Origin of the sequence: Aeromonas sp. s4 (assembly GCF_040907855.1) — a bacterium.
In the GTDB taxonomy this organism is placed as follows: domain Bacteria; phylum Pseudomonadota; class Gammaproteobacteria; order Enterobacterales; family Aeromonadaceae; genus Aeromonas; species Aeromonas caviae.
Genome location: NZ_JBFOCP010000057.1, coordinates 181,830 through 203,531, shown reverse-complemented (window position 1 = coordinate 203,531; position 21,702 = coordinate 181,830). Strand labels below are relative to the sequence as shown.

Here is a 21,702-nt window from a genome sequence, read left to right as displayed (position 1 = left end):
AGGCCCGGCAGGCCGTCTCGTCGCCTCTGAGCACCCCACTATATGCATGACTTCATTCAGTGATTCAACCCTTTGTCGCCCTTCACCTGCCCCGGATGGCAGGCTGGCGCCTCGGGGAGGGGAGCCCGATCGTCCGGGTGGGTCTCGTCCGTTGCCATATGCTGGCGCAGGGTGAGCAGGGCGGCATCAAAATCAAACGCCTTCAGTTGCCTGGTCAGGGTGTCGCTGCGAGACCCCAGCATGAGGCGAAGGGGACCGGCATACTGCTCGTAGAGGGGGATCACGGCGGTGTCGCTTTGCACCAGTAGGGCTTCCATCTGGCCCAGCAGTTGCTGGCGCCACTGATCCCCCAGGGGCACCAGATCGGTGGTCGGGGTGGCGAGATCGTCCCCGAGCAGAGCGCAAAGGGCGGCGATCTCTTCATCGATGGATGACATGAGTCCGGTGGGCTCAGTGTTGCCGTCCGCGATGGCCTGCTCCAGGGCCAGGCAGTGGCGCGACAGCTCATGTGCCCCCAGGGTGCTCGCCACGCCGCGCAGGCTGTGGACCATGCGGGTTGCATCGCTGTGCTCCCCGGCCTGCAAGTGGCGGTGCAGCCGGGTCATGTCCTGGCCATGCTCATGGATGAAGTAGCGAAGCAGGGCCAGGTATTTCTCTTGATTGCCGTTGAGGGCCGCCAGCCCCTGGTCGAGATCCAGACCCGGGTGTGCCTGCAGGCGGGCAAGGGGGCCTGTCACGGGATGGCGAGTGCTGTCGTCCGGGGCAAGCTCGGGGACCTTGCCCTGGGGCAGCCAGCGCTGCAGGGCTTCAAACAGCTTGGCGGGGGTGACGGGCTTGGCAATGAAATCGTTCATGCCGGCCGATGCGCTCGCCTTTCTGTCCTCCTCGAAGGCGCTGGCGGTGAGCGCCAGGATGGGCAGCCTGTCCATGCCGGGCAGGGCCCGGATGGCGCGGGTGGCGCTGTAGCCATCCATCACTGGCATCTGTATGTCCATCAGGATGAGGTCGAAGGGGTGCTGGCTGACGAGGGCCAGGGCCTCATGGCCGTTGACGGCCGTCTCGATGACGAGGCCGCTGTGGCACAGGAGCTCGAGCACCACTTCCCGGTTGATGGCGTTGTCTTCCACCAGCAGGATCCGGGCGTGGCGAGGGAAGCTGAAGGCCTGTTGGTTCCCCTGCTCGGATGGGGTCCGGGAAGGAGCGTCCTCCTTTGCCTTGAACAGCCTGGCGGTAAACCAGAAGCAGCTTCCCTGGCCTGGCTCGCTGGTGACCCCGACCTCGCCCCCCATCAGGGCGGCGATCCGGCTGGTGATTGCAAGGCCAAGGCCAGTGCCGCCATATCTGCGAGTGGTGGAGACATCCGCCTGTTCGAACGCCTGGAACAGCTTCTCGCGCTGCGCAGGGGTGATGCCGATGCCGGTGTCTTCCACCTCGAAGCGCAGCAGGTAGCCGGTGGTGAGGGGGCGGGTCAGCCTGACGCGCAGGGTGACGGTTCCCTGCTCGGTGAACTTGATGGCGTTGGTCGCATAGTTGAGCAGGGCCTGGCGCAGGCGGGTGATGTCGCCGTGCACCCAGGCGGGGGTATCGCCGATGTCCGTCACTATGGTGAGCCCCTTGGCCCTGGCCTGGTCGTTCATCAGGGCGCGGACGTTGTCCAGCATGGCGGTGAGGGAGAAATCGGTCAGCTCCAGCGTCATCTTGCCCGCATCGATCTTGGAGAGATCCAGGATGTCGTTGAGGATGCTGAGCAGGTGCTGGGCGGCAGTGTCTATCTTGGTCAGCCGTTCGAGGTCGGTGGGATCCCGGGTGTCGCGCTTGAGCAGATAGGTGAGCCCCAGGATGGCGTTCATGGGGGTGCGGATCTCGTGGCTCATATTGGCAAGGAAGGCGCTCTTGGCGTGGTTGGCGCTTTCGGCCCGCTGGTGGGCCTGGGCCAGCTGCCGGGTGCGCTCGTTGACCATCTCCTCCAGGTGGTAGCGATACTGGTCCAGCTCCTCGCCGAGCTGCTTCTTCTCGGTGATGTCGGCCTGGACCGTGACGTAGTGGGTGATTTCACCGCTCTCCTGGCGGATCGGCGACACCGTGGCCAGCACCTGGTAGTGGGAGCCATCCTTGCGCTGGTTGATGAATTCGCCATGCCAGCGCTGGCCGTGGTTGATGGCATCCCACAGGGCGACATAGCTGGCATCCGGGGTGAGGCCCGAGCGCAGCAGGGACGGGGTCCGGCCTATCACTTCGTGCTGCTGGTAACCGCTGGCGGCGAGGAAGGCGGGGTTGACGTACTCGATGCGCGCCCGGGTGTCGGTGATGAAGACGCCGTCAGGGCTCTGTTCGAGGGCCAGGGACAACTGGCGCAACTGCTGCTCGGCCAGCTTGCTCTGGGTGATGTCCAGATGGATGCCAAGGAGGCGCACGGGTCGCTGCTGGGCGTCCCGATAGACGCTCCCTTTGCTCACCAGCCAGCGGATGACGCCATCTGGCAGCAGGATCCTGAACTCCAGCTCGACGGGGGCGCCGCTGACCGCCCGCTCCGCCAGCAACTGCTCGATGCGGGGCCTGTCATCCGGATGCAGGCAGGCCTGCCAGGCGGCCAGCTCGCCGAGCACCTCGGCACTGCGGCCATAGAGGCGGGCGCATTCCGGCGAGAAGAAGAGACGGTTGCTGACCATGTCCCATTCCCAGATGCCGACATGGGCCCCTTCCTGGGCCATCAGCAGGCGCTGCTCGCTCTCGCGCAGGGCGCTGCTGACGGTTTCGGCGCGCACCCGTGCACTGATGGCGTCGTCCATCAGGTTCAGGGCTGCGAGGCGAGCACGACGCTGGGTATCGAGCGCCATCTGCTGATTGTGTTGCAGGCGCTGCTCCGCGAGCTTGCGCTCCGTGATGTCCTGCACGGTGCCGTAGAGCTCGAGTATGGTGCCATCCCTGTCCCTGAGCGCCGCCCCGCGGGCAATGACCCAGGCGGTCTCCCCCTGCTCCGTGATCACTTCGGCATCGCACTCGTAGGGCTGCCCGTCCATCCTGCAGCGCTCGACGGCCTGGGCCACCGTGTGCCACCCCTCCTGGGTGAAGTATTTTCTGACCTCGGGATAGACGGCGGGGGGGAGGGCCGGATCCCGGCCATAGATGCGATAGATCTCCGGTGACCAGAAGTGGCTGTCATCGGCCACGCGCCAGCGCCAGTTCCCTATCTTGGCGAGACGCTGGGACTCGCGCAGTATGGCTTCGTTGCGGCGCAGCGCCTCCTCGGTCTCCTTGTTCTGCCGGTTGTCCTCGATGATGGAAATGAAGTAGTCGGGATTACCTTCGGCGTCGCGCACCAGGGCCACCGTCAGAGTGGTCCAGATGATCTCGCCCCCCTTGTGCAGGTAGCGCTTCTCCAGGGTGTAGTGGGGGATAGTTCCCGCCAGTACCCGGGCCACATGGGCCTCATCGAGGTAGAGATCGTCCGGGTGGGTCAACTGCTGGAACGTCATCCCGGTGAGTTCGTCGGCCCGGTAGCCCAGGATGTGGCACAGCCGCTGATTGACACGCAGCCAGTGTCCATCGGGGGAGACCAGGGCGATGCCGACCGCAGCCTGTTCGAAGGTGACCTGGAAGCGGTTCTCGCTCTGCTGCAACTGGTTCTGGGTGTTCATCAGCTCCTGCCAGCGCAGGACCTCTCTGGCCCGGGCGCGATGAAAGGCGGCACTGAGCACGCTGATGAGCAGACCGTTGGCGATGAGCAGGCACCATTGCACCAGATCCTGGCCAGCCTCGACACTCAGTGAATAAATGGGGGGGAGCATGAAATAGCTGGTGACCAGGGCGGTGATCAGGGTGCAGAGCAGACCTGGCAACAAGCCCCCCAACAGGGCGCAAACGATGATGGGCAGCATGAAGAGAACCAGCAGCGGTCGCTCGCCAAAGGCGATGGGCAGCTGGACACGGATTTGCAACATCAGAACGGGCAGCAGCACGGCCAGCAGGGAGATCCCCCAGCGCTGGGTGGAGGGGCGCACATGCCACAGGGGTGACCAGCTCATCATGGGAGATCCTCCGGTGGCATGGGGGCCTGGGGATAGGGGGGTGGCACTCCGAGCTGACGGGAGAGCCCGTTGATCTGGTGCTTGAGGGCCAGCATGGCGAGCTCCCTGTCTACCATCACCTTGTTGAACCGCTCCAGCTCATGGTTCTGCTGGCGCAGCTCGCTGGCCTGGCGGGTCAGGGCCTGTTCAACCTGCTCCCGTTCGGTGACATCGAGCAGAATGCCGATGATGGCGGGCTGGCCGAGGTAGTCGACGCGCCGCCCGTACAGCTCGACCTCCAGGGATTCCCCGTGCTGATGCAGGGCACTGAAGCGGGTGTGGATATCGCGCGCGTCCTGCTCGCACGCGTGCACCAGCTCGGCAACCCTGGTGCTGTCCTTGGGAGCGGCAAGGGCGTGCAACTGGCCAACGGCGATCAGCGCCCCCGGGGTGTCATAGCCAAACAGTCGGGCAAAACAGGGGTTGATGTAGCAGAGCCGACCCTGCTGGATGATGTAGATCCCGGCAAGGGATTGCTCCACCAGTGCACGGAACAGCCCCTCCCGCTCTCGCAAGTCGGCCTCGGCCCGTTTGAAGTCCGTGATGTCCCGAGAGATGCCGAAGATCCCGATCACCTGCCCCTCGCTGTCTTGCAAGGGGCCTTTGGTTGCGAGAAACACATGCTCGCCATCGGGCAGGGTCAGGTACTCCTCCTCGGTCTGCACCCGGTTGCGCTCTATGACCTGGCGCCCGGATGCCATCAGCATCTGCGCCTGCTGCGGCGGGAAGAGCGTCAGATCATCCTGGCCCAGCACCTCGTCAACCGGCTTGCCGACAAACTGGCTGGCGGCCCGGTTGAAGAGGATGTATCTGCCCTCCTTGTTCTTGGCGAAGATGGCGTCTTCCGAGCTGTCGGCGATGGCGGAGAGCAGTTGCAACGCCTCCAGCCGCTGGGACTGGGAGTGCTGAAGCTGCTCGGCCATCTGCAGCCGGGTGTGCTGGCGCAGCAGGATGATGCCGGCGTTGGTGACAAAGAGCACCAGCAGGCCGATGAGACCGATCCAGACGCTCTCCTTGAAGGTGGCCTGGTAGAGTTCCGCCTTGTCGATCTTGGCCAGCAGGTACCAGTCCGTGTTCATGACCGGATAGACAACCCCGAAGACCTCGCTGCCCCGGTAATCCTGGCCATAAAGCACCTGGGGCGTGCCGCGTTCGGCGAGCCGCAAATACTGGGCTGCCAGCAGGGTGGGGTGGGTGACGGGATAGTGCAGGGTGAGAGCCGGTTCCGGGCGATAGCGCAGGCTACTCAGATAGTGGACCTGATCCCCCTGCTGGCGAAACAGAATGGCTTCTCCGCTGCTGTCTGGGACGGGCCAGGACCCCAGGATCTGATCGAGCCAGCGATTTGCGCTTATCTGCATCACCAGCACGGGTGCCGGTCCTGCAGCAACCTCCAGATTGACCAGAAAGTCCAGCCTGGCGTGACCGCGATCATCGAGATAGGGACCAAGACGCATGACTTTGCCCTGCTCGAGCCGTGGCAGGGCGTCACGCAACGTGGCATTCATGGTGTCGCCACCCGGGGTATGCCACAGGGGCTGTCCGGCAGGATTGAACACGGCCGCACCGTGAAATCCGCGTACCGAGATGAATTCGAGCAGCCTTGCCAGTGGTGGCGTGATCGCTTCGGGTGAGGATGGTGCTTGTCCGGGACGATAGAAATCAGTACTGCCCAGACCCTTTATGAGCTGGTGAATATCCTGCTCGTGGGTTCCGAGCCACTCGGTGACGCGCTGGCTCTTGAGATCCGCGATGGCTTCGAGACGAGCCACCTCCTTGTTGCGTGCCAGTTCGATGTTGCGGGCGATGGCCATGGCGGTCAGGGCCAAAATGAGCCCGTTGAGCAACAGGAAGGGGATCCATTGACGCCTCGTAAAGACAGGTGTGCTGCCGGTGGTGTCAATGCGACGACGCAGCATGGCATAAAGCATGAGGGCCGTGATGAGGATGAAGAGCCAGCCCTTGATGGTGCTTGCCATGGCGAACTGGGCAGGGGTGCTGAACAGCCACTCCACCGCCTTGTCGGAGAGCAGGATCCACAGGCTTGCCACGGCGGCATAGGTGAGCACGACGTTGAGCACATGTGCCCGGGTCAGGGGAGCCTCAGCCATCCACGGCCTCGCTGCCATCCTGGTAGCGTTCGGCAATGGTGACGAAGGCGTCGAAATGGCGATCGAAGGCGGTCACGACATCGGGATCGAAATGGTGGCCACTGCCGGAGAGGATGAGGGCGCGAGCCTCGTCGTAGCTCATGGCCGGCTTGTAGACCCTGGCGCAGATGAGGGCGTCAAACACGTCTGCCAGCGCCATCAGGCGGGCCGAGAGGGGTATGGCGTCCCCTTGCAAGCCGTCCGGGTAGCCGCTGCCATCCCACTTCTCGTGGTGCCAGTGGGCGATCTCCTTGGCCAGGGTGAGGAAGGCCAGGGGCTGCTCCATGTCCTGTTCGGCCTCCTCGATGGCATCGCTGCCGAGCTTGGCGTGGGTGCGCATGATCTGCCACTCCTCCGGGGTCAGCTTGCCCGGTTTGAGCAGGATGTGGTCGGGAATGCCCACCTTGCCGATATCATGAAGCGGTGCGGAGCGGCTCAGCAGATCGATGTAACCCGGGGTCAGGGTATCGGCGAAACGGGGGTGATCAGCCAGGGCGCTCGCCAGCAGACGTACATAGCCCTGGGTGCGCAGGATATGGTTGCCGGTTTCGGGGTCGCGGATCTCCGCCAGATGGGCGAGGGCGCGGATGGAGACCTGCTGGATCAGGTCGTTTTCCGCCATTCGCCGCGCGACCTCGGCTTCCAGCGCCGCATTCTGGTTTTGCAGACCGTCACGGGCCTGCTTGGCCTCCAGCTGGGTACGCACCCGGGCCTGAACGACCACCGGTTTGATGGGCTTGGTGATGTAATCAGCGGCGCCGAGGGAGAGGCCGAACTCCTCGCTCTGGGGGTCGGCGAGGGCGGTGAGCAGAACGACGGGAATACGGCTGCTGATCGGGGACTGACGCAATTGCCTTAGCACTTCATAACCATCCATGCCGGGCATCATCACATCCAGCAGGATGAGGTCAGGCTTTGGATCCGCGCTGACGATGCGCAGGCATTTTTCCCCGCTCTGCGCAGCCAGTACGCGGTAATGAGGCGAAAGCAATTCGGTCAGTACCATCAGATTTTCGGGTGAGTCGTCGACGATCAGGATGGTGGCGTTGTGAGGTGTCAACATATGTCTTCCATGACGCTATCCCTGTGAGGTCGAGTATAGAGCCAATTGCTGCCAAATCATAAGGTTCGCCCCCATCGGGGAGAAAGAGGCCTGCCCGGATGGGCAGGCTGTCTGATGCCGGAAAGGGGCGCGTCACGCAGCGCGGCCGTCACCCCAGCAGTGAATGGCTTCTGCCACGTCAAACTTGCCCTCCAGCAGGGCACGGCCGAGGATGATCCCCTTGACGCCGGTTCCCTTGAGCGCCTCGATATCCGCCAGACCGCCGATACCGCCGGACGCCTGGAAGCCGACGCTCGGGTAGCGGGCGCAGAGATCCCGGTAGAGTTCGACGTTGGTGCCCGCCAGGGTACCGTCCCGGCTGATGTCGGTGCAGAGCACGTGTCTGAGTCCGGCGGGGAGGAAGCGCTCGATCAGCGCCTCGATGGAGATGCCGCTGTTCTCCTGCCAGCCAGCCACTGCGATGTGGCGGTTGCCCTGTTCATCGATGTTGACATCCAGGGCCAGCACGATGCGCTCGGGGCCATATTTCTCCATCCAGCTGGCCACCAGATCCGGGGATTTGACGGCGGTGGAACCGATCACCACCCGGCTGGCGCCGGCCGCCAGCAAGTCGGCCACGTCCTGTTCGCTGCGCACGCCGCCGCCGACCTGCACCGGTGCCTCGGTGGCGGACAGCAACTGGGCGATGAGGGCCAACTGGCGGGCCTTGGCATCCTTGGCGCCGTCCAGATCCACCAGGTGCAGCTGCGCCGCCCCCTGGCTGACATAGTCATCGAAGCGGGCCTGCGGGTTGTCGCTGTAGGCGGTTTTCTGGCCGTAGTCGCCCTGGTAGAGGCGCACGACCTGACCGTTGATGAGGTCGATTGCGGGAATAATCATGCCTGTCATAGCTCCAGAAAGTTTTGCAGTAGGCGGGCACCGGCCGGGCCGGATCGCTCCGGGTGGAATTGGGCGCCAAAGAAGTTGTCCCGCCCGACGATGGCGGTAAAGGGCAGGCCGTAGTCGCAGGTCGCCAGGGTCGCGTCGGTCACCTCCAGCGCATAGGAGTGGACAAAGTAGAAGTAGCTGCCGCTGGGGATGCCTTTGAGTAGCGGGTGGGTCTCGTCGTGTTCAATCTGGTTCCAGCCCATGTGGGGCAGGCGCAGGTTGCCCACCTCCATCAGGCGGATCCTGCCAGGCACGATGCCGAGGCAGTCGATGAGCGCTCCTTCGCTGCCATCGGCGCTCATGTTCTCTTCCGAGGCCTGTGCCAGCATCTGCATGCCGAGGCAAAAACCGAGCAGCGGCTGCTTGGCGGCGCGAATGAGGGGCACCAGTTCCCGCTCATTGAGGTTCTTCATGGCGGCGATGGCAGTGCCGACGCCGGGCAGGATCAGCTTGTCCGCCTGCTCGATGTCGGCGGCCTTGCAGCTCACCCTGGGCTGCACGCCGAGGCGCTCGAACGCCATGCGCACCGAGGCGAGGTTGGCGCAGCCGGTGTCGATGATGACCAGGTTCTGTCTCCCCATCACAGCACCCCCTTGCTGGAGGGAAGCTCGCTCCCTTCCACGCGAATGGCCTGGCGCAGGGCGCGCCCAAAGCCTTTGAAAAGCGCCTCCACCTGATGGTGGGTGTTGCCGCTGCCCACCTTCATCTGCAAGGTGATGGCCATGGCGTCAGAGAGGGAGCGGAAGAAGTGGGGTACCATCTCGGTGGCCATCTCTCCCACGCTGTCGCGACCAAAGCCGCTCGGGCAGTCGAACACGAAGTAGGGACGGCCGCTCAGATCCAGCGCCGTGGCCACATCCAGCTCGGTCAGCGAGGTGTTGTCAGCCTCCTGGCGGGGACGCCCGTCGATCACCGCTTGCACCTCGTCCATCGCCAGCACGAAGCCGAAGCGGCCGATGCCGCGCTTGTTGCCAAGGGCCTGGCGCAGGGCTTGACCCAGCGCCAATCCCACATCTTCCACCGTGTGGTGATCGTCGATGTGCAGATCGCCGCTCACTTTGAGCTTGAGGCGAAAGCCCGCGTGGGTCGCTATCTGATCCAGCATGTGATCGAAGAAGCCGATGCCGGTGGCGATCTGGTTGCCACCGCTCTTGTCGAGATCCACCGCCACCTGGATGCGGGTCTCCTTGGTGTAGCGCTCCACCTCGGCCACGCGCCCCTTGGAGAGCAGCTGATCACGAATGGCATTCCAGCCGTGATCTTGCGGGTGGTAGCGTATGCCGCGGATGCCCATGTTCTCGGCAAGCTGGATGTCGGTCTGTCTGTCGCCAATCACGAAGGAGTTGGCAAAGTCGATGCGGCCCGAGGCGAGATACTCCTTCACCAGCCCAAGGTGAGGCTTGCGGCAGCTGCAACCGTCGGTGGGGAAGTGGGGACAGATCAGCACTTGCTCCCAGGTGACGCCCTGGGATTCGAAGAGGTGCATCATCAGGTCGTGGGGCGGCTGGAAGTTTTCAAGGGGCAGGCTGGCGGTGCCGAGCCCATCCTGGTTGGTCACCATCACCAGCACGTAGCCGGCGGCCTGGAGCTCACGCAGCACAGGTATCACCATGGGCTCGAAGCGCAGCTTCGCAAGGCTGTCCACCTGCTTGTCGGTGACCGGCTCCTCGATCAGGGTGCCGTCACGGTCGATAAACAAAAACGGGGTTTTCATCGCTACATCCTTGCTTGTCTTACAGAGAGGGTGGGGGCAGGTCACGCAGCACGGCCAGCACGGCGTCCATTTCGCCCTGATAGCCAATGGTGATGCGGATGCTGTTGTCAAGGCCAGGCTTGCTGGAGAAATCACGCAAGATGATGCCGGCGGCCTTCATGGCGGCGAACACGGCGGCGCCATCTTTGAAGCGCACCAGCACGAAGTTGCCCTTGTCCTCGAACACTTCCTTGACGCAGGGCAGACGAAGCAGCTCCGCCTTGATGAGCGCCTTTTGCTTGTTGAGCTCCTGCACCCGCTCCTGCATCAGTTCCAGCCCCATGGGAGAGAGCGCCTGGGCGGCAATCTGGGCGATGGGGTCGGGAATGGGGTAGGGCGCGATCACCTTGGCCAGCATGGCAATCACCTCGGGATCCCCCAGGGTAAAGCCGCAGCGGATCCCTGCCAGGGCGAAGGCCTTGGAGAGGGTGCGGGTCACCACCAGGTTCGGGTATTGGGCGAGCAGGTCCACCACGGAGGCCTCCGGGCAGAACTCGATGTAGGCCTCGTCCACGACGATGATGGCGCGGTCCCGGGCCTTCTCCAGCAGGGCGACGAGTCCCTTGCGGCCCACCAGATCCCCGGTGGGATTGTTGGGGGAGCAGAGGAACACCAGCTTCACGTCAGAGAGGCGATCGGCGATGGCGGGCCAGTCCGGCTGACGGCTGGCGGTCAATGGCTGCTCGACAATCCCCACGCCACAGGTCTCGGCGCTGATGGCGTACATGCCGTAGGTGGGGGGACAGATGAGGATCTGATCTTCCCCTGTCTCGCAGAAGGTGCGGATCAGCAGCTCGATGGCCTCGTCGGCGCCGCGGCTCACCAGCACCTGATCCGGATTGACCCCGGCGTAGGCGGCATAGCCATTCACCACCTCGGCCGGCTGGCACTCGGGATAGCGGTTGAGACGGCTCCCCTCGACGGTGAAGGGGTAGGCCAGGGGGGCCTCGTTGGCATTGAGCCAGACGTGGCCCTGGCCGCCGATGCGGCGCGCGGACTGGTAGGGAGTGAGAGCCCGCACGACGCGACGGGCCAGATTGACGATGCTCATGACAAATCCTTCTGCTGTGCTGTTTGTTGGGGCTCGGCGGCCAGGGCGTTCAACCTGAGGGTGACGGCATGCTTGTGGGCATCGAGTCCCTCGGCCTGGGCGATGCGCTGGACGATGGGGCCAAGGCCGCGAATGCCGTCTGCAGTGAGCTCTTGAACCGTGTAGCGGCGCTGATAGTCGGCAAGTCCCAGGCTCGAGCAGGTGCGGGCATAGCCGTAGGTGGGCAGGGTGTGGTTGGTGCCGCTGGCGTAATCACCGACCGACTCCGGTGTCCATGCCCCGAGGAAGATGGAGCCCGCGTTCTCGAGCTTGTCCAGCAGATCCCGGGGGGCCCGGGTCTGCACGATGAGGTGTTCCGGGGCATAGGCGTTGGAGATGGTGCAGGCCTCCTCCAGGCTGTCGCAGAGGATCACCAGGCTTGCCTTCAGGGCTTGCTCGGCGATGTCGCGGCGGCTGAGGTCGGCGAGTTGCGCCTGGATCTCGCTGCCGATGGCATCGGCCAGGGGAGCAGAGGTGGTGACCAGCACCACCTGGCTGTCGGGGCCGTGCTCGGCCTGGGAGAGCAGGTCCGATGCCACGAAGGCCGGGTTGGCGCTCTCGTCTGCGATCACCAGCACCTCGGAGGGGCCGGCTGGCATGTCGATGGCGGCGCCCCGCCAGTCACGGGAAACCTGGCCCTTGGCTTCGGTCACATAGGCGTTGCCCGGGCCGAAGATCTTGTCCACCTTGGGGATGGTCTGCGTGCCATAGGCCATGGCCGCGATGGCCTGGGCGCCGCCGATGGCGAACACCTGGCGAACGCCACAGGCGCGGGCGGCAAACAGGATCTCGTCGCTCGCCGGAGACGGGGTGCAGAGCACCACCTCACGGCAACCGGCCAGGCTTGCCGGAATGGCCAGCATCATCACGGTGGAGGGGAGCGGCGCGCTGCCTCCCGGGACATAGAGACCGACCCGGCTGATGGGTTGGGTGCGCAGCTCGCACAGTACGCCTGGCTGGGTCTCGACGCGCACGACGGGCTGCACCTGGGCGGCGTGGAAGGTACGGATATTGGCGATGGCGGCCTCGATGGCGCCCTTGATGTCATCACCGAGTCGAGCGCAGGCGGCATCCACTTCCGTGTCGCTCACCCGAAGCTGTTCGCGGGGCGCGCGTTCGAAACGCTGGCTCAGCTCGCGCAGGGCCTCATCGCCCCGGCTGCGTACCGCGGCAATGATGTCTCGCACCACGGTACCGATGTCGGCTTCGTCGCCAAGGGCGGGCCGGGTCAGGACCTCGGCTTGCCGGGCGGGGGAGAGGGTCTTCCAGATCAGGGTCTGCATGATGTGTCTTCCTTATTCCATCATCTTTTCAATGGGCAGCACCAGGATGGAGCTGGCACCCAGGGCCTTGAGCTGTTCCATGGTCTCCCAGAACAGGGTTTCGCTGGAGACGACGTGCAGGGCCACCTGGTTGGTGTCACCGGCGAGCTGCATGATGGTGGGACGCTCCGCCCCCGGCAGCAGATCGGTGATGGCATCGAGCTTGTCTTTGGGGGCGTGCAGCATGATGTATTTGCTTTCGCGCGCCTGTTGCATCCCCTGGATGCGAGGCAGCAGCTTGTCGATGAGTTTCTGCTTGGCATCGTTCAGGGGGTTGGGGGCCTGCACCAGGACGGCCTTGGAGCGGTAGATCACCTCGACCTCTTTCAGGCCGTTGGCTTCCAGGGTTGCGCCGGTGGAAACCAGATCGCAGATGGCATCGGCCAGACCCGCGCGGGGGGCCACTTCCACCGAGCCGCCCAGCATCACGCTCTTGAAGCCCAGGCCCTTCTCGTCGAAGAAGCGCTTGAGCAGACCGGGGTAGGAGGTGGCGATGCGCTTGCCGGCCAGGCTCTGTGGCCCTGTGTAGTTGACATCGTCCGGCACCGCCAGAGAGAGGCGGCAGCCGCCGAAGTCGAGCTGCTTGAGGGTCTTCACCGCAAAGGGCTGCCCCTGGGCTGCGCGGATGAGCTGCACCTCTTCGAGAACGTTCTCGCCGATGATGCCAAGATCGACCACCCCTTCCATCACCAGACCCGGGATGTCGTCATCACGCACTCGCAGAATGTCGATGGGCATGTTCTCGACATGGGCGATGAGGCGCTGTTCCCGCAGGTTGATCTTGAGGCCGCAGCTCTTGAAGAGGGCCTGGGAATCCTGGCTCAGACGACCGGACTTTTGCATGGCGATGCGCAGACGTTGTGTTTCCATTGCTCGATTTCCTTTTAGTCAAAAACGAAAAAACCCTCGGAAGTATGTGCTTCCGAGGGTTCATGAATCTTGCGGTCCTTTTGGAAGTCACCAGTTAAGTGTCTTCCAGCAGTCAACCTCCTGAAAGACTATTCGGGATGATGATGGTGATGATGAGTCTTCAGGTTGGTGAACTTCATGATGTAATCAATCCTTTACAAATCAGATGCCGTTGTTGACGCCCGGTTTAAACTACCTGCCTTGACAGAAAATGCAACCGAAAAATGTGATCCGGACGATTAAAGTTGAGAAAACGGTTTTCTGGTCGATAACTAGACAATGAGATGCCAAAGGAGGCGACATCATGCCCAGCCAGGACCTGTTATTTCCCATCCTGCCCCGCGCACCCTCGACACCGAGCCCGGATGACATCAAGCGGGAGGTGACCCAGATCAGCCAGAAACATCAGCTGCGCAAGATAGGCACCGACAATGGCGGCGGTGGCCAGCATCACCAGCAGAGAGAGCAGCCGCCAAAGCCTGATCAACCAGCGGTGCAGGATGATGATCACAAACCGGATCCGGACCACCGGATTGATCTCTTCGTCTGAACGCATTATCAGTCCCGCTTTTTCCGCGCTTTTGGCATAATGCCCGCTTTTGCAGCGGGACATGCCTTTGACCATCATCCAGACCCTGTTCAAGCCAGACGGCCCCCTGGCCCGCCATATCGACGGCTTCAAGGCCCGTGCCCCGCAACTGGAGATGGCCGAGGCGGTGTCGCGCGCCATCAAGCAAGGTGGCCGCTTGCTGGTGGAGGCTGGAACGGGCACTGGCAAAACCTATGCCTATCTGGTGCCTGCGCTGGAATCCGGCAAGCGGGTGGTGATCAGCACCGGGTCCAAGAACCTGCAAGAGCAGCTCTTCTATCGGGATCTGCCCACCATCACGGGGGCGCTTCACTACACCCCGCCGGTGGCACTGCTCAAGGGGCGCAGCAATTACCTCTGCATCGAGCGGATGAACCGGCTGTTGAGTGAATCCCATCTGCAAAAGCCCGAGATCCTGAGCGATCTCGTGAAGGTCAAATCCTGGTCGACCGCCACCGACAACGGCGATGTGGGGGATATCCCGGGGATACAGGAGAACGCCGAGATCCTTGCCCACGTCACCAGCACCAACGACAACTGCCTGGGTCGCGACTGCCCCTATTACGATGATTGTCACCTGGTCATCGCCCGGCGCCGTGCCATGGACGCCCAGGTGGTGGTGATCAACCACCACCTCTTTTTCGCCGACATGGCGGTCAAAGACACCGGCTTTGGCGAGCTGGTGCCCGAGGCGCAGGTCTATGTATTCGACGAGGCGCACCAGCTGCCCGAGATCGCCAGCCACTACTTCGGCAAGTCCGTGGGCAGCCGCACCATCCAGGATTTGGCGCAGGATATCCAGCTCGCCTACCGGGCAGAGGCTCATGACATGGCCCAGCTTGGCAAGGCGGCGGACAGGCTCGCCATTGCCAGTCAGGATCTGCGCCTTGCCTTCGGCGTGGAGGGGGGGCGCGGCAACACCCGGGATCTGCTGAGACAATCCCTCTGGGCCCAGGCGCTGGCCCGTCTCAACGATGCCATCGGGCTCTGTTATGAAGTGCTGAAACTGGCGCTCGGGCGAGGGGAGCAGCTGGATCACTGTTTCGAGCGCATCAGCGAGCTGCGTACTCGCCTTGGGGAGGTGCTGGCGATCAACCAGACCGGTTTCTCCTACTGGTATGACTGTTCGCGTCTGCACTTTACCCTCAATCTGACGCCGCTGTCGGTCGCCGAGCGCTTCGGTGCCGAGGTGCAGCGCCCCGAGGTGGCCTGGGTCTTCACCTCGGCCACCTTGACGGTGGACAATCGCTTCGCCCACTTCGTCGCCGAGATGGGGCTGGCCGGCAGCGCCGAACTCATTCTCGACAGTCCGTTCGATTACGCCGAGCAAGCGCGCCTGTGCGTACCCCGTTTCTTGCCAGAGCCCAATGCCTTCGGGCGCGGGGAGCAGCTGGCGACCCTGATGATCCCCCTCATCAACAAGACGCCGGGGGGGTGCTTCTTCCTCTGCACCAGCCATCAGGTGATGCGCCAGGTGGCTGAGGTGCTACGCCGGGAAATCGGCCGCACCGTCCTGCTGCAAGGGGAAGACAACAAGCAGCGGCTGCTCAAGACCTTCGTGGAAAATGGTCGGGCCGTGCTGGTGGCCACCAGCAGTTTCTGGGAGGGGATAGACGTGCGGGGGGCGGCATTGTCCTGTGTTATCATCGACAAGCTGCCCTTTGCGAGCCCGGACGATCCCCAGCTCAAGGCTCGGGTGGAGGATTGCAAGCTCAAGGGGGGGGATCCCTTTGCCGAGCTGCAGTTGCCCAAGGCGGTGATTGCCCTCAAGCAGGGGGTGGGGCGGCTCATCCGTGATCGCAGTGATCACGGCGTACTGGTTATTTGTGATCCCCGTGTGGTCAACAAGCCCTATGGCGCCACCTTCATCAAGAGCCTGCCTGCCATTCCACGGACCCGGGAGCTGGCGACCCTGGGAGAATTTTTCGGACCACGGGAGTGAGTCCGCCGCGCCGGGGCTGATTGCCCCCGGCCATGCATGACGGCAGGCCTTGGCCATGCTGACGATTTAACTGACTGATGTGAAGAGAATAAAAAGAATGGATGAGTTGAAGATCCTGGCCGTGGATACCGCCACCGAAGCCTGCTCCGCAGCCCTCTTGGTGGGCGATACCCTCTACTCCCGCTGGGAAGAGGCGCCGCGTGACCATACCCGCAAGATCCTGCCCATGGTTCAGGCTCTGTTGGATGAAGCCGGTCTATCGTTGGATGAGCTCGACGCCATCGCCTTCGGTCGTGGGCCTGGCTCCTTCACCGGGGTACGGATCGGGATCAGCGTGGCCCAGGGGCTCGCCTTTGGTGCCGGCGTGCCGATGATCGGTGTCTCCACCCTGGCAGCCATGGCCCAGGGGGCCCATAAGCTGGAAGGGGCCGAGCAGGTGCTTGCCGCCATCGATGCGCGCATGGACGAGGTCTATTTCGGCCACTACGCCTTGGTGGACGGGGTGATGACGCTGGTGGGCGAGGAGGTGGTGAGCGAACCAGCCGCACTGGTGCAGGCCCGTGACAAGCTGACTGGCGCGGTGAGCTGCGTTGGCACCGGTTTTGAAACCTATGGCGAGACCCTGTGCGGCCTGGCAGATGTGCTGATGCCAAGCCAGGTGCGTTTCCCGGCGGCCGCCGACATGCTGCCTCTGGCACGCCAGGCCTGGTTTGCGGGTGAGGCGGTGCCGGTAGAGCAGGCCACCCCTGTCTATCTGCGTGACAAGGTGACCTGGAAGAAACTGCCGGGTCGCGAATAGGCGGCAACGGCTGCCCCGGGCTGCTTTGTCGGACGATGAAGGAGAGACGAATGAGAAAATCCGTGATCATGCTGGGATTGGTGGGGCTGCTGCTGGGCGGTTGCAGCACGGTGCCCAAAGAGCTTGCCTATGAGCCTGCGGATCAGCTGGTGGCCTATCAACCTGCCCTGCAGGGGATGGAAGGCAAGCCGGCCCGCTGGAGCGGTGTCATCTCGGCGGTCCACAACAAGGCGGATCAGAGTGTCATCGAGGTGGTCTATCTGCCCCTCAAGTCCAACGGGGTGCCGGAGCAGACCGAGCAGAGCCCAGGTCGTTTTCTCGCCATCATGCAGGGGTTTGTCGACCCGACCCTCTATGCCAAGGGTCGCAGCCTGACGGTGCTCGGCACCCTCGACAAGCCGGTGGACAGCCAGATTGGCGAGCACAAGTATCGCTTCTCGGTACTCAAGGTGACGGGGAGCAAGCTGTGGCCACCGGTGAAGGAGGTGGAGATCCGCTACATGGATCCCTACTTTTACGATCCTTTCTATGATCCCTTCTGGCCCAGACGGCCCCTGCGCCGCTGAGGAGCCCGGATGACGGCGACATTGCAGGAGCGCAGGCTGCGCCTGGCGGACGGGCGGCACATCGCCCTGCTGGACAATGGTCAGGAGGGCAGACCGCTGCTGGTGGCCCTCCATGGCTGGCTCGACAACGGTGCCAGCTTTTTGCCTCTGGCCCCCTGGCTGGGGGCGTTTCATCTGGTCTGCGTCGATCTGCCGGGCCATGGTCACTCCGATCACAAGTCGACTCCCTATGTCTTCGTGGACTGGCTGGATGATCTCTACCAGATCACCCAGGCCGCGGGCTGGCAGCGTTTCATCCTGCTTGGTCACTCCCTGGGGGCGCTGATTGCCTCTGCCTATGCCGGCGTTTTTCCCGAGCAAATCGAGCGGCTCATTCTGCTGGAGGGGCTCGGCCCCTTGAGCCAGCCCGACGAGGAGGTACCGGGGCAGCTGCGCCGCGCCATCCTCAACCGCACTCGTACCCGTGAGCGTGCAACCAGTGGATTTGCCACCCTCGAGGAGGCGGTGGCTGCCCGCTGCAAGGTGGCGGACATCCCCCCGAGTGCGGCACGCCTTATCTGCGAGCGACAATTGGAAGCGCGGGCAGGGCGCTGGTATTGGCGCAGTGATCCCCGTCTTCGCGATCTCTCCCCCCTTCGCATGAGCGAGGGGCAGGCCCAGGCCCTGATCCGGGCCATCGTCTGTCCGGTGCTCTTTATCCGGGGAGAGCAGGGCTTCCCCGGGCTCCTGGCACAGTGGCAGTTGCGGGAGGCGGCCTTTGGCCACATTGAACGGGTGACAGTGGCAGGAGGCCATCATTTTCATATGGAAAATTCATCAGAAACCGCCGTTTATATCGAAAACTTCGCTCAAATCCGGTAGGATCGGCGGCTTTGAATCATGTCAGGTTTGCTTTCTCCTTCACATTTCCCGTTGTTAATTCACTGTTAATTGATGTTGCCTTATGTAAATATGTGCGGCATTAGAGCATGAACTTAAAACAATTGATTGAAATGGATGTGACAGGGACGGAGGCAACACAGTGAGCGCACAGGTGCGAGTTATGCAGGAGAAGTTCGTGGAAAGAGTCTGGCTGAAGCGTTATCCAGAAGGGGTGCCCGCCGAGATCAATCCAGACCAATACGGCTCTCTGGTCGAGATGTTTGAAGAGTCGGTGACCCAGTTCGCCGATCAACCCGCCTTCGTCAACATGGGGCAGACCATTACCTACCGCCGGCTGGAGGAGCAGTCCCGAGCCTTCGCCGCCTACCTGCAAAACGAGCTGAAGCTCGGCAAGGGGGACAGGGTGGCCGTGATGATGCCTAACCTGCTGCAATACCCCATCGCGGTATTCGGCATCCTGCGGGCCGGCATGACGGTGGTGAACGTCAACCCCCTTTATACCCCGCGCGAGCTGGAGCATCAGTTGAAAGACTCCGGCGCCAAGGCCATCGTCATCGTCTCCAACTTCGCCCACACCCTGGAAAAAGTGGTGTATGACACCCCGGTCAAGCATGTGATCCTGACCCGGATGGGGGACAACCTGGGGCTGGCCAAGGGGACCCTGGTCAACTTCGTGGTCAAATACGTCAAGAAGCTGGTGCCCAAGTACAACCTGCCTCATGCCAGCACCATGCGCCAGGCCCTCGCCAAGGGGCGCTACCTGCAGTACATCAAACCCGAGATCAGCAACCAGGACATCGCCTTCCTGCAATACACCGGCGGGACCACCGGTCTCTCCAAGGGGGCCATGCTGACTCATCGCAACATGATCGCCAACGTCGAGCAGTGCCTCGGTGTCTATGGCCCTGTGCTGGAGCGCGGCAAGGAGTTCGTGGTCACGGCGCTGCCGCTCTATCACGTCTTCGCCCTGACGGTGAACTGCCTGCTGTTCATGCGTCTGGGGGGCTACAACCTGCTCATCAGCAACCCCCGCGACATCCCGGGTTTTGTCAAAGAGATCAAGAAGTATCCTTTCACCTGCATCACCGGGGTGAACACCCTGTTCAACGCCCTGGTCAACAACGACGAGTTCAAGGGCATGGATTTTGCCAAGCTCAAGCTCACCATCGGTGGCGGCATGGCGGTGCAACGGGCGGTGGCCGAGCAGTGGAAGGGGCTGACCGGCACCCCGCTGCTGGAGGGCTATGGCCTGACCGAGTGCTCGCCCCTGGTGAGCGTCTGCCCCTATGATCTGGTGGATTACAACGGCTCCATCGGCCTGCCGGTCTGCTCCACCGAGATCCGTCTGGTGGATGACGAGGGGAACCAGGTCACCGAACGGGGTGCCCCCGGCGAGATGCAGGTGCGCGGTCCTCAGGTGATGACCGGCTACTGGCAGCGCCCGGAGGCGACCGCCGAGGTGATGCAGGATGGCTGGCTCTGCACCGGCGACATCGCGGTATGCGACGAGCAGGGCTTCTTCAAGATCGTCGATCGCAAGAAGGACATGATCCTGGTCTCCGGCTTCAACGTCTACCCGAACGAGATAGAAGACGTGGTGGCCCTGCATCCCAAGGTGCTGGAGGTAGCCGCCGTCGGCGTACCCAACCCGGTGTCCGGCGAGCAGGTGAAGATCTTCGTGGTCAAGAAAGATGCAAAGCTGGCGGAAGAGGAGATAATTGCCCACTGCCGCAAACATCTGACTGCCTATAAGGTGCCGAAACTGGTAGAATTTCGCGACGAACTTCCCAAGACCAACGTGGGCAAGATCCTGCGCCGCGTGCTGCGCGACGAGGAGATTGCCAAGCAGTAACCGGCATGCACTGCTTTGCAGTCCAGCGCTGTCGTTATGCAAAACCGTGGGACATCCACGGTTTTTTCTTTCTGGATCCGACCAACGTGCAGGCAACGATGCAATATCAACTCATTTCACAGCAAGCCGAACTGGATCAGTATCTCGCTTCTCTGGCCGACGTTCCCCTGGCCATCGATACCGAATTCGTTCGCACCCGTACCTACTATCCCCAGCTCGGTCTGTTCCAGATCTACGATGGCAAGCAGCTTGCCCTTCTCGATCCCCTGACCCTGGAGCTCTCCGGTTTGTGGCAGCGCCTCGGTCGGGCCGGACAGATTGCCATCCTGCACGCCTCCGGTGAGGATCTGGAGCTCATCCAGCATCAGGCGGGTCACCTGCCCAACCAGATGCACGATACCCAGCTGGCGGCAGCCTTCCTGGGCCATGGCGTGTCGGTGGGGTTTGGCGCCCTGGTCAACGAATTCCTCGGGGTCGAGCTTGAGAAGGATCAGGCCCGTACCGACTGGCTGGCGCGCCCCCTTACCCCTCGTCAGCTGGAATATGCCGCGGCGGATGTCTTCTACCTCATGCCCCTCTACGAGAAGGTGATGGCCAGACTGCGCGAGAGCGGCAAGTTCCCCTGGTTCGAACAGGAGTGCCAGAACCACTCCGCCCGCAAGACCCAGGGCAGCGATCCCCGTCAGGCCTACCTCGAGATAGTCAACGCCTGGCAACTGGGTCGCCGCGAGCTGGCCATCCTGCGCGAGCTGGCCGCCTGGCGCCAGCAGGAAGCGGTACGTCGGGATCTTGCCCTCAACTTCGTGGTCAAAGAGCTGCACCTGTTCAAGGTGGCGGAGCGTCGTCCCGCTTCGCTTCGGGATCTCAACGAGCTGGGCCTCTCGCCCATCGAGATCAAGATCCACGGCAAGCGGATGCTGGACATCGTCGCCGCCGCCCAGCAGAGCGACCCTGCGAGCTGGCCCGATCCCATCCGCCGTCTGGTGGACTTCCCCCAGTACAAGGCCGAGCTCAAGCGCATCAAGGCCATGGTGGAGGAGAAGGCCAAGGCCAGCAACATTCCGCCGGAGCTGGTGGCGAGCAAGAAGATCATCCACCAGTACTTCACCTGGAGCTGGCGCATGAGTGCCGAAGAGCGGGCCAGGGCGGACAAGCCCATGCTGCTGCAAGGGTGGCGTCATGAGCTGGTAGGCCACCTGCTGGCCCAGTGACGAGTACGCAGTACGAGAAGGGGAGTCCATGACTCCCCTTTTTCATGCCTGTGCGGCTGCCCCCGGGGTTGCCGGGATCGTCGCGCCAGGGGGTTGGTCATGATGGGAAGCGAGTAGGGGGGGGAGGAGGAAAATGGCGGGCACAAAGGGTGCCCCCATCAGAGTTCGTGAGCGTGGAATCCCTTGCGGTAGCGGGCCTCGCAGCGCGGGCAGCGTTGCAGGGTCGGATCCTGTTCCAGCTGTTCAGGGAGCAGCGGCTCCTCACAATCGGAGCAGAAGCCATAGAGCCCCAGATCCATCTGGCAGAGCGCCGCGTCGAGCCGTTTGAGGCGTGCCACGCTGTGTTCCACCCCGGGCAGATCGAGACGGCTGGTCAGATCAACCAGTTGATCCCGCTCGCAGCGCTCCACCTTCTGTGCCCAGTCATCTTGTCGACAGGCCTTGAGCTGACGGATCAGCTCCTCTCTTGTTTGCGCCCAGTCGGTCAGAAGGCGCTGATGCCATTCGGCCAACCGGGCTTGCGTCACTTCACACACAGCAGCCCCCAAAAACGAGTGATAAAACTCGGCCAGTATAGGGA

Annotated in this window: 17 protein-coding genes and 1 other annotated feature; of the genes, 7 read left to right on the top strand and 10 right to left on the bottom strand. The window is 63.0% G+C overall.

The genetic code is table 11. From position 1 onward, the window contains the following. Positions 1–56: 56 nt before the first annotated feature. From AB5Y89_RS19835 to hisG, 9 genes are all read right to left on the bottom strand, one after another. Positions 57–4,028, bottom strand: coding sequence for a PAS domain S-box protein (locus AB5Y89_RS19835; RefSeq protein WP_368224331.1), 3,972 nt, complete (start codon positions 4,026–4,028; stop codon positions 57–59). Then, positions 4,025–6,178: a PAS domain S-box protein gene (locus AB5Y89_RS19830; protein ID WP_323950091.1), complete on the bottom strand. Its 2,154-nt coding sequence runs from the start codon at positions 6,176–6,178 to the stop codon at positions 4,025–4,027. The genes AB5Y89_RS19835 and AB5Y89_RS19830 overlap by 4 nt, the downstream gene beginning before the upstream one ends. Then, the gene (locus AB5Y89_RS19825) at positions 6,171–7,280 is read right to left on the bottom strand and encodes a two-component system response regulator (RefSeq protein WP_010674688.1); all 1,110 of its coding nucleotides are present in this window, start codon (positions 7,278–7,280) and stop codon (positions 6,171–6,173) included. Before AB5Y89_RS19825 ends, AB5Y89_RS19830 begins: the two co-directional genes overlap by 8 nt. Before the next feature lie 132 nt (positions 7,281–7,412). Beyond that, the gene (hisA, locus tag AB5Y89_RS19820) at positions 7,413–8,159 is read right to left on the bottom strand and encodes a 1-(5-phosphoribosyl)-5-[(5-phosphoribosylamino)methylideneamino]imidazole-4-carboxamide isomerase (RefSeq protein ID WP_045524835.1); all 747 of its coding nucleotides are present in this window, start codon (positions 8,157–8,159) and stop codon (positions 7,413–7,415) included. A gap of 5 nt (positions 8,160–8,164) precedes the next feature. After that, the gene (gene hisH, locus AB5Y89_RS19815; RefSeq protein ID WP_124243848.1) at positions 8,165–8,788 is read right to left on the bottom strand and encodes an imidazole glycerol phosphate synthase subunit HisH; all 624 of its coding nucleotides are present in this window, start codon (positions 8,786–8,788) and stop codon (positions 8,165–8,167) included. Continuing rightward, entirely contained in the window at positions 8,788–9,921 is a 1,134-nt protein-coding gene (hisB, locus tag AB5Y89_RS19810; RefSeq protein ID WP_128273211.1) for a bifunctional histidinol-phosphatase/imidazoleglycerol-phosphate dehydratase HisB, read from the bottom strand. The genes hisH and hisB overlap by 1 nt, the downstream gene beginning before the upstream one ends. A 19-nt stretch (positions 9,922–9,940) precedes the next feature. Further along, the gene (gene hisC, locus AB5Y89_RS19805) at positions 9,941–11,011 is read right to left on the bottom strand and encodes a histidinol-phosphate transaminase (protein WP_128273209.1); all 1,071 of its coding nucleotides are present in this window, start codon (positions 11,009–11,011) and stop codon (positions 9,941–9,943) included. Then, entirely contained in the window at positions 11,008–12,333 is a 1,326-nt protein-coding gene (gene hisD / locus AB5Y89_RS19800; protein ID WP_368224330.1) for a histidinol dehydrogenase, read from the bottom strand. The genes hisC and hisD overlap by 4 nt, the downstream gene beginning before the upstream one ends. A gap of 12 nt (positions 12,334–12,345) precedes the next feature. After that, the gene (gene hisG / locus AB5Y89_RS19795; RefSeq protein ID WP_103243148.1) at positions 12,346–13,242 is read right to left on the bottom strand and encodes an ATP phosphoribosyltransferase; all 897 of its coding nucleotides are present in this window, start codon (positions 13,240–13,242) and stop codon (positions 12,346–12,348) included. A 28-nt stretch (positions 13,243–13,270) separates the two neighbouring features. Beyond that, positions 13,271–13,395 (bottom strand) — a sequence feature (His leader region). Between the two features lie 190 nt (positions 13,396–13,585). Between hisG and AB5Y89_RS19790 the strand changes: the two genes are divergently transcribed. The 7 genes from AB5Y89_RS19790 to rnd all read left to right on the top strand — a co-directional run bounded on the left by AB5Y89_RS19790 (position 13,586) and on the right by rnd (position 21,122). Continuing rightward, positions 13,586–13,831, top strand: a complete 246-nt coding sequence (locus AB5Y89_RS19790) for a hypothetical protein (RefSeq protein WP_010674695.1) — start codon at positions 13,586–13,588, stop codon at positions 13,829–13,831. 61 nt (positions 13,832–13,892) lie between these two features. Beyond that, the gene (locus AB5Y89_RS19785) at positions 13,893–15,812 is read left to right on the top strand and encodes an ATP-dependent DNA helicase (RefSeq protein ID WP_368224329.1); all 1,920 of its coding nucleotides are present in this window, start codon (positions 13,893–13,895) and stop codon (positions 15,810–15,812) included. 97 nt (positions 15,813–15,909) lie between these two features. After that, the gene (gene tsaB, locus AB5Y89_RS19780; RefSeq protein WP_164882850.1) at positions 15,910–16,611 is read left to right on the top strand and encodes a tRNA (adenosine(37)-N6)-threonylcarbamoyltransferase complex dimerization subunit type 1 TsaB; all 702 of its coding nucleotides are present in this window, start codon (positions 15,910–15,912) and stop codon (positions 16,609–16,611) included. 50 nt (positions 16,612–16,661) lie between these two features. Continuing rightward, complete coding sequence (locus AB5Y89_RS19775) at positions 16,662–17,177, top strand: Slp family lipoprotein (RefSeq protein ID WP_039039136.1); 516 nt, start codon at positions 16,662–16,664, stop codon at positions 17,175–17,177. Positions 17,178–17,186: 9 nt separating this feature from the next. Beyond that, positions 17,187–18,038: an alpha/beta fold hydrolase gene (locus AB5Y89_RS19770; RefSeq protein WP_041215192.1), complete on the top strand. Its 852-nt coding sequence runs from the start codon at positions 17,187–17,189 to the stop codon at positions 18,036–18,038. Between the two features lie 196 nt (positions 18,039–18,234). Beyond that, on the top strand, positions 18,235–19,911 hold the full coding sequence (gene fadD, locus AB5Y89_RS19765) for a long-chain-fatty-acid--CoA ligase FadD (protein WP_201888715.1): 1,677 nt from the start codon (positions 18,235–18,237) through the stop codon (positions 19,909–19,911). Between the two features lie 98 nt (positions 19,912–20,009). Next, a complete protein-coding gene (gene rnd / locus AB5Y89_RS19760) occupies positions 20,010–21,122 on the top strand; it encodes a ribonuclease D (RefSeq protein WP_042865294.1) in 1,113 nt (370 codons plus the stop codon). Positions 21,123–21,280: 158 nt separating this feature from the next. Here the strand turns inward: rnd and AB5Y89_RS19755 are convergent, their stop codons facing one another. Next, positions 21,281–21,649 carry a TraR/DksA C4-type zinc finger protein gene (locus tag AB5Y89_RS19755; protein WP_039039175.1) on the bottom strand — a complete coding sequence of 123 codons (369 nt, stop codon included), beginning with the start codon at positions 21,647–21,649 and terminating at the stop codon, positions 21,281–21,283. Positions 21,650–21,702: the final 53 nt, after the last annotated feature.

Bases quoted from the DNA above. Each gene is read 5' to 3' on its own strand.
- AB5Y89_RS19835 (WP_368224331.1), bottom strand. From the start codon at position 4,028: ATGATGAGCTGGTCACCCCTGTGGCATGTGCGCCCCTCCACCCAGCGC.
- AB5Y89_RS19830 (WP_323950091.1), bottom strand. From the start codon at position 6,178: ATGGCTGAGGCTCCCCTGACCCGGGCACATGTGCTCAACGTCGTGCTC.
- AB5Y89_RS19825 (WP_010674688.1), bottom strand. From the start codon at position 7,280: ATGTTGACACCTCACAACGCCACCATCCTGATCGTCGACGACTCACCC.
- hisA (WP_045524835.1), bottom strand. From the start codon at position 8,159: ATGATTATTCCCGCAATCGACCTCATCAACGGTCAGGTCGTGCGCCTC.
- hisH (WP_124243848.1), bottom strand. From the start codon at position 8,788: ATGGGGAGACAGAACCTGGTCATCATCGACACCGGCTGCGCCAACCTC.
- hisB (WP_128273211.1), bottom strand. From the start codon at position 9,921: ATGAAAACCCCGTTTTTGTTTATCGACCGTGACGGCACCCTGATCGAG.
- hisC (WP_128273209.1), bottom strand. From the start codon at position 11,011: ATGAGCATCGTCAATCTGGCCCGTCGCGTCGTGCGGGCTCTCACTCCC.
- hisD (WP_368224330.1), bottom strand. From the start codon at position 12,333: ATGCAGACCCTGATCTGGAAGACCCTCTCCCCCGCCCGGCAAGCCGAG.
- hisG (WP_103243148.1), bottom strand. From the start codon at position 13,242: ATGGAAACACAACGTCTGCGCATCGCCATGCAAAAGTCCGGTCGTCTG.
- AB5Y89_RS19790 (WP_010674695.1), top strand. From the start codon at position 13,586: ATGCCCAGCCAGGACCTGTTATTTCCCATCCTGCCCCGCGCACCCTCG.
- AB5Y89_RS19785 (WP_368224329.1), top strand. From the start codon at position 13,893: ATGCCTTTGACCATCATCCAGACCCTGTTCAAGCCAGACGGCCCCCTG.
- tsaB (WP_164882850.1), top strand. From the start codon at position 15,910: ATGGATGAGTTGAAGATCCTGGCCGTGGATACCGCCACCGAAGCCTGC.
- AB5Y89_RS19775 (WP_039039136.1), top strand. From the start codon at position 16,662: ATGAGAAAATCCGTGATCATGCTGGGATTGGTGGGGCTGCTGCTGGGC.
- AB5Y89_RS19770 (WP_041215192.1), top strand. From the start codon at position 17,187: ATGACGGCGACATTGCAGGAGCGCAGGCTGCGCCTGGCGGACGGGCGG.
- rnd (WP_042865294.1), top strand. From the start codon at position 20,010: ATGCAATATCAACTCATTTCACAGCAAGCCGAACTGGATCAGTATCTC.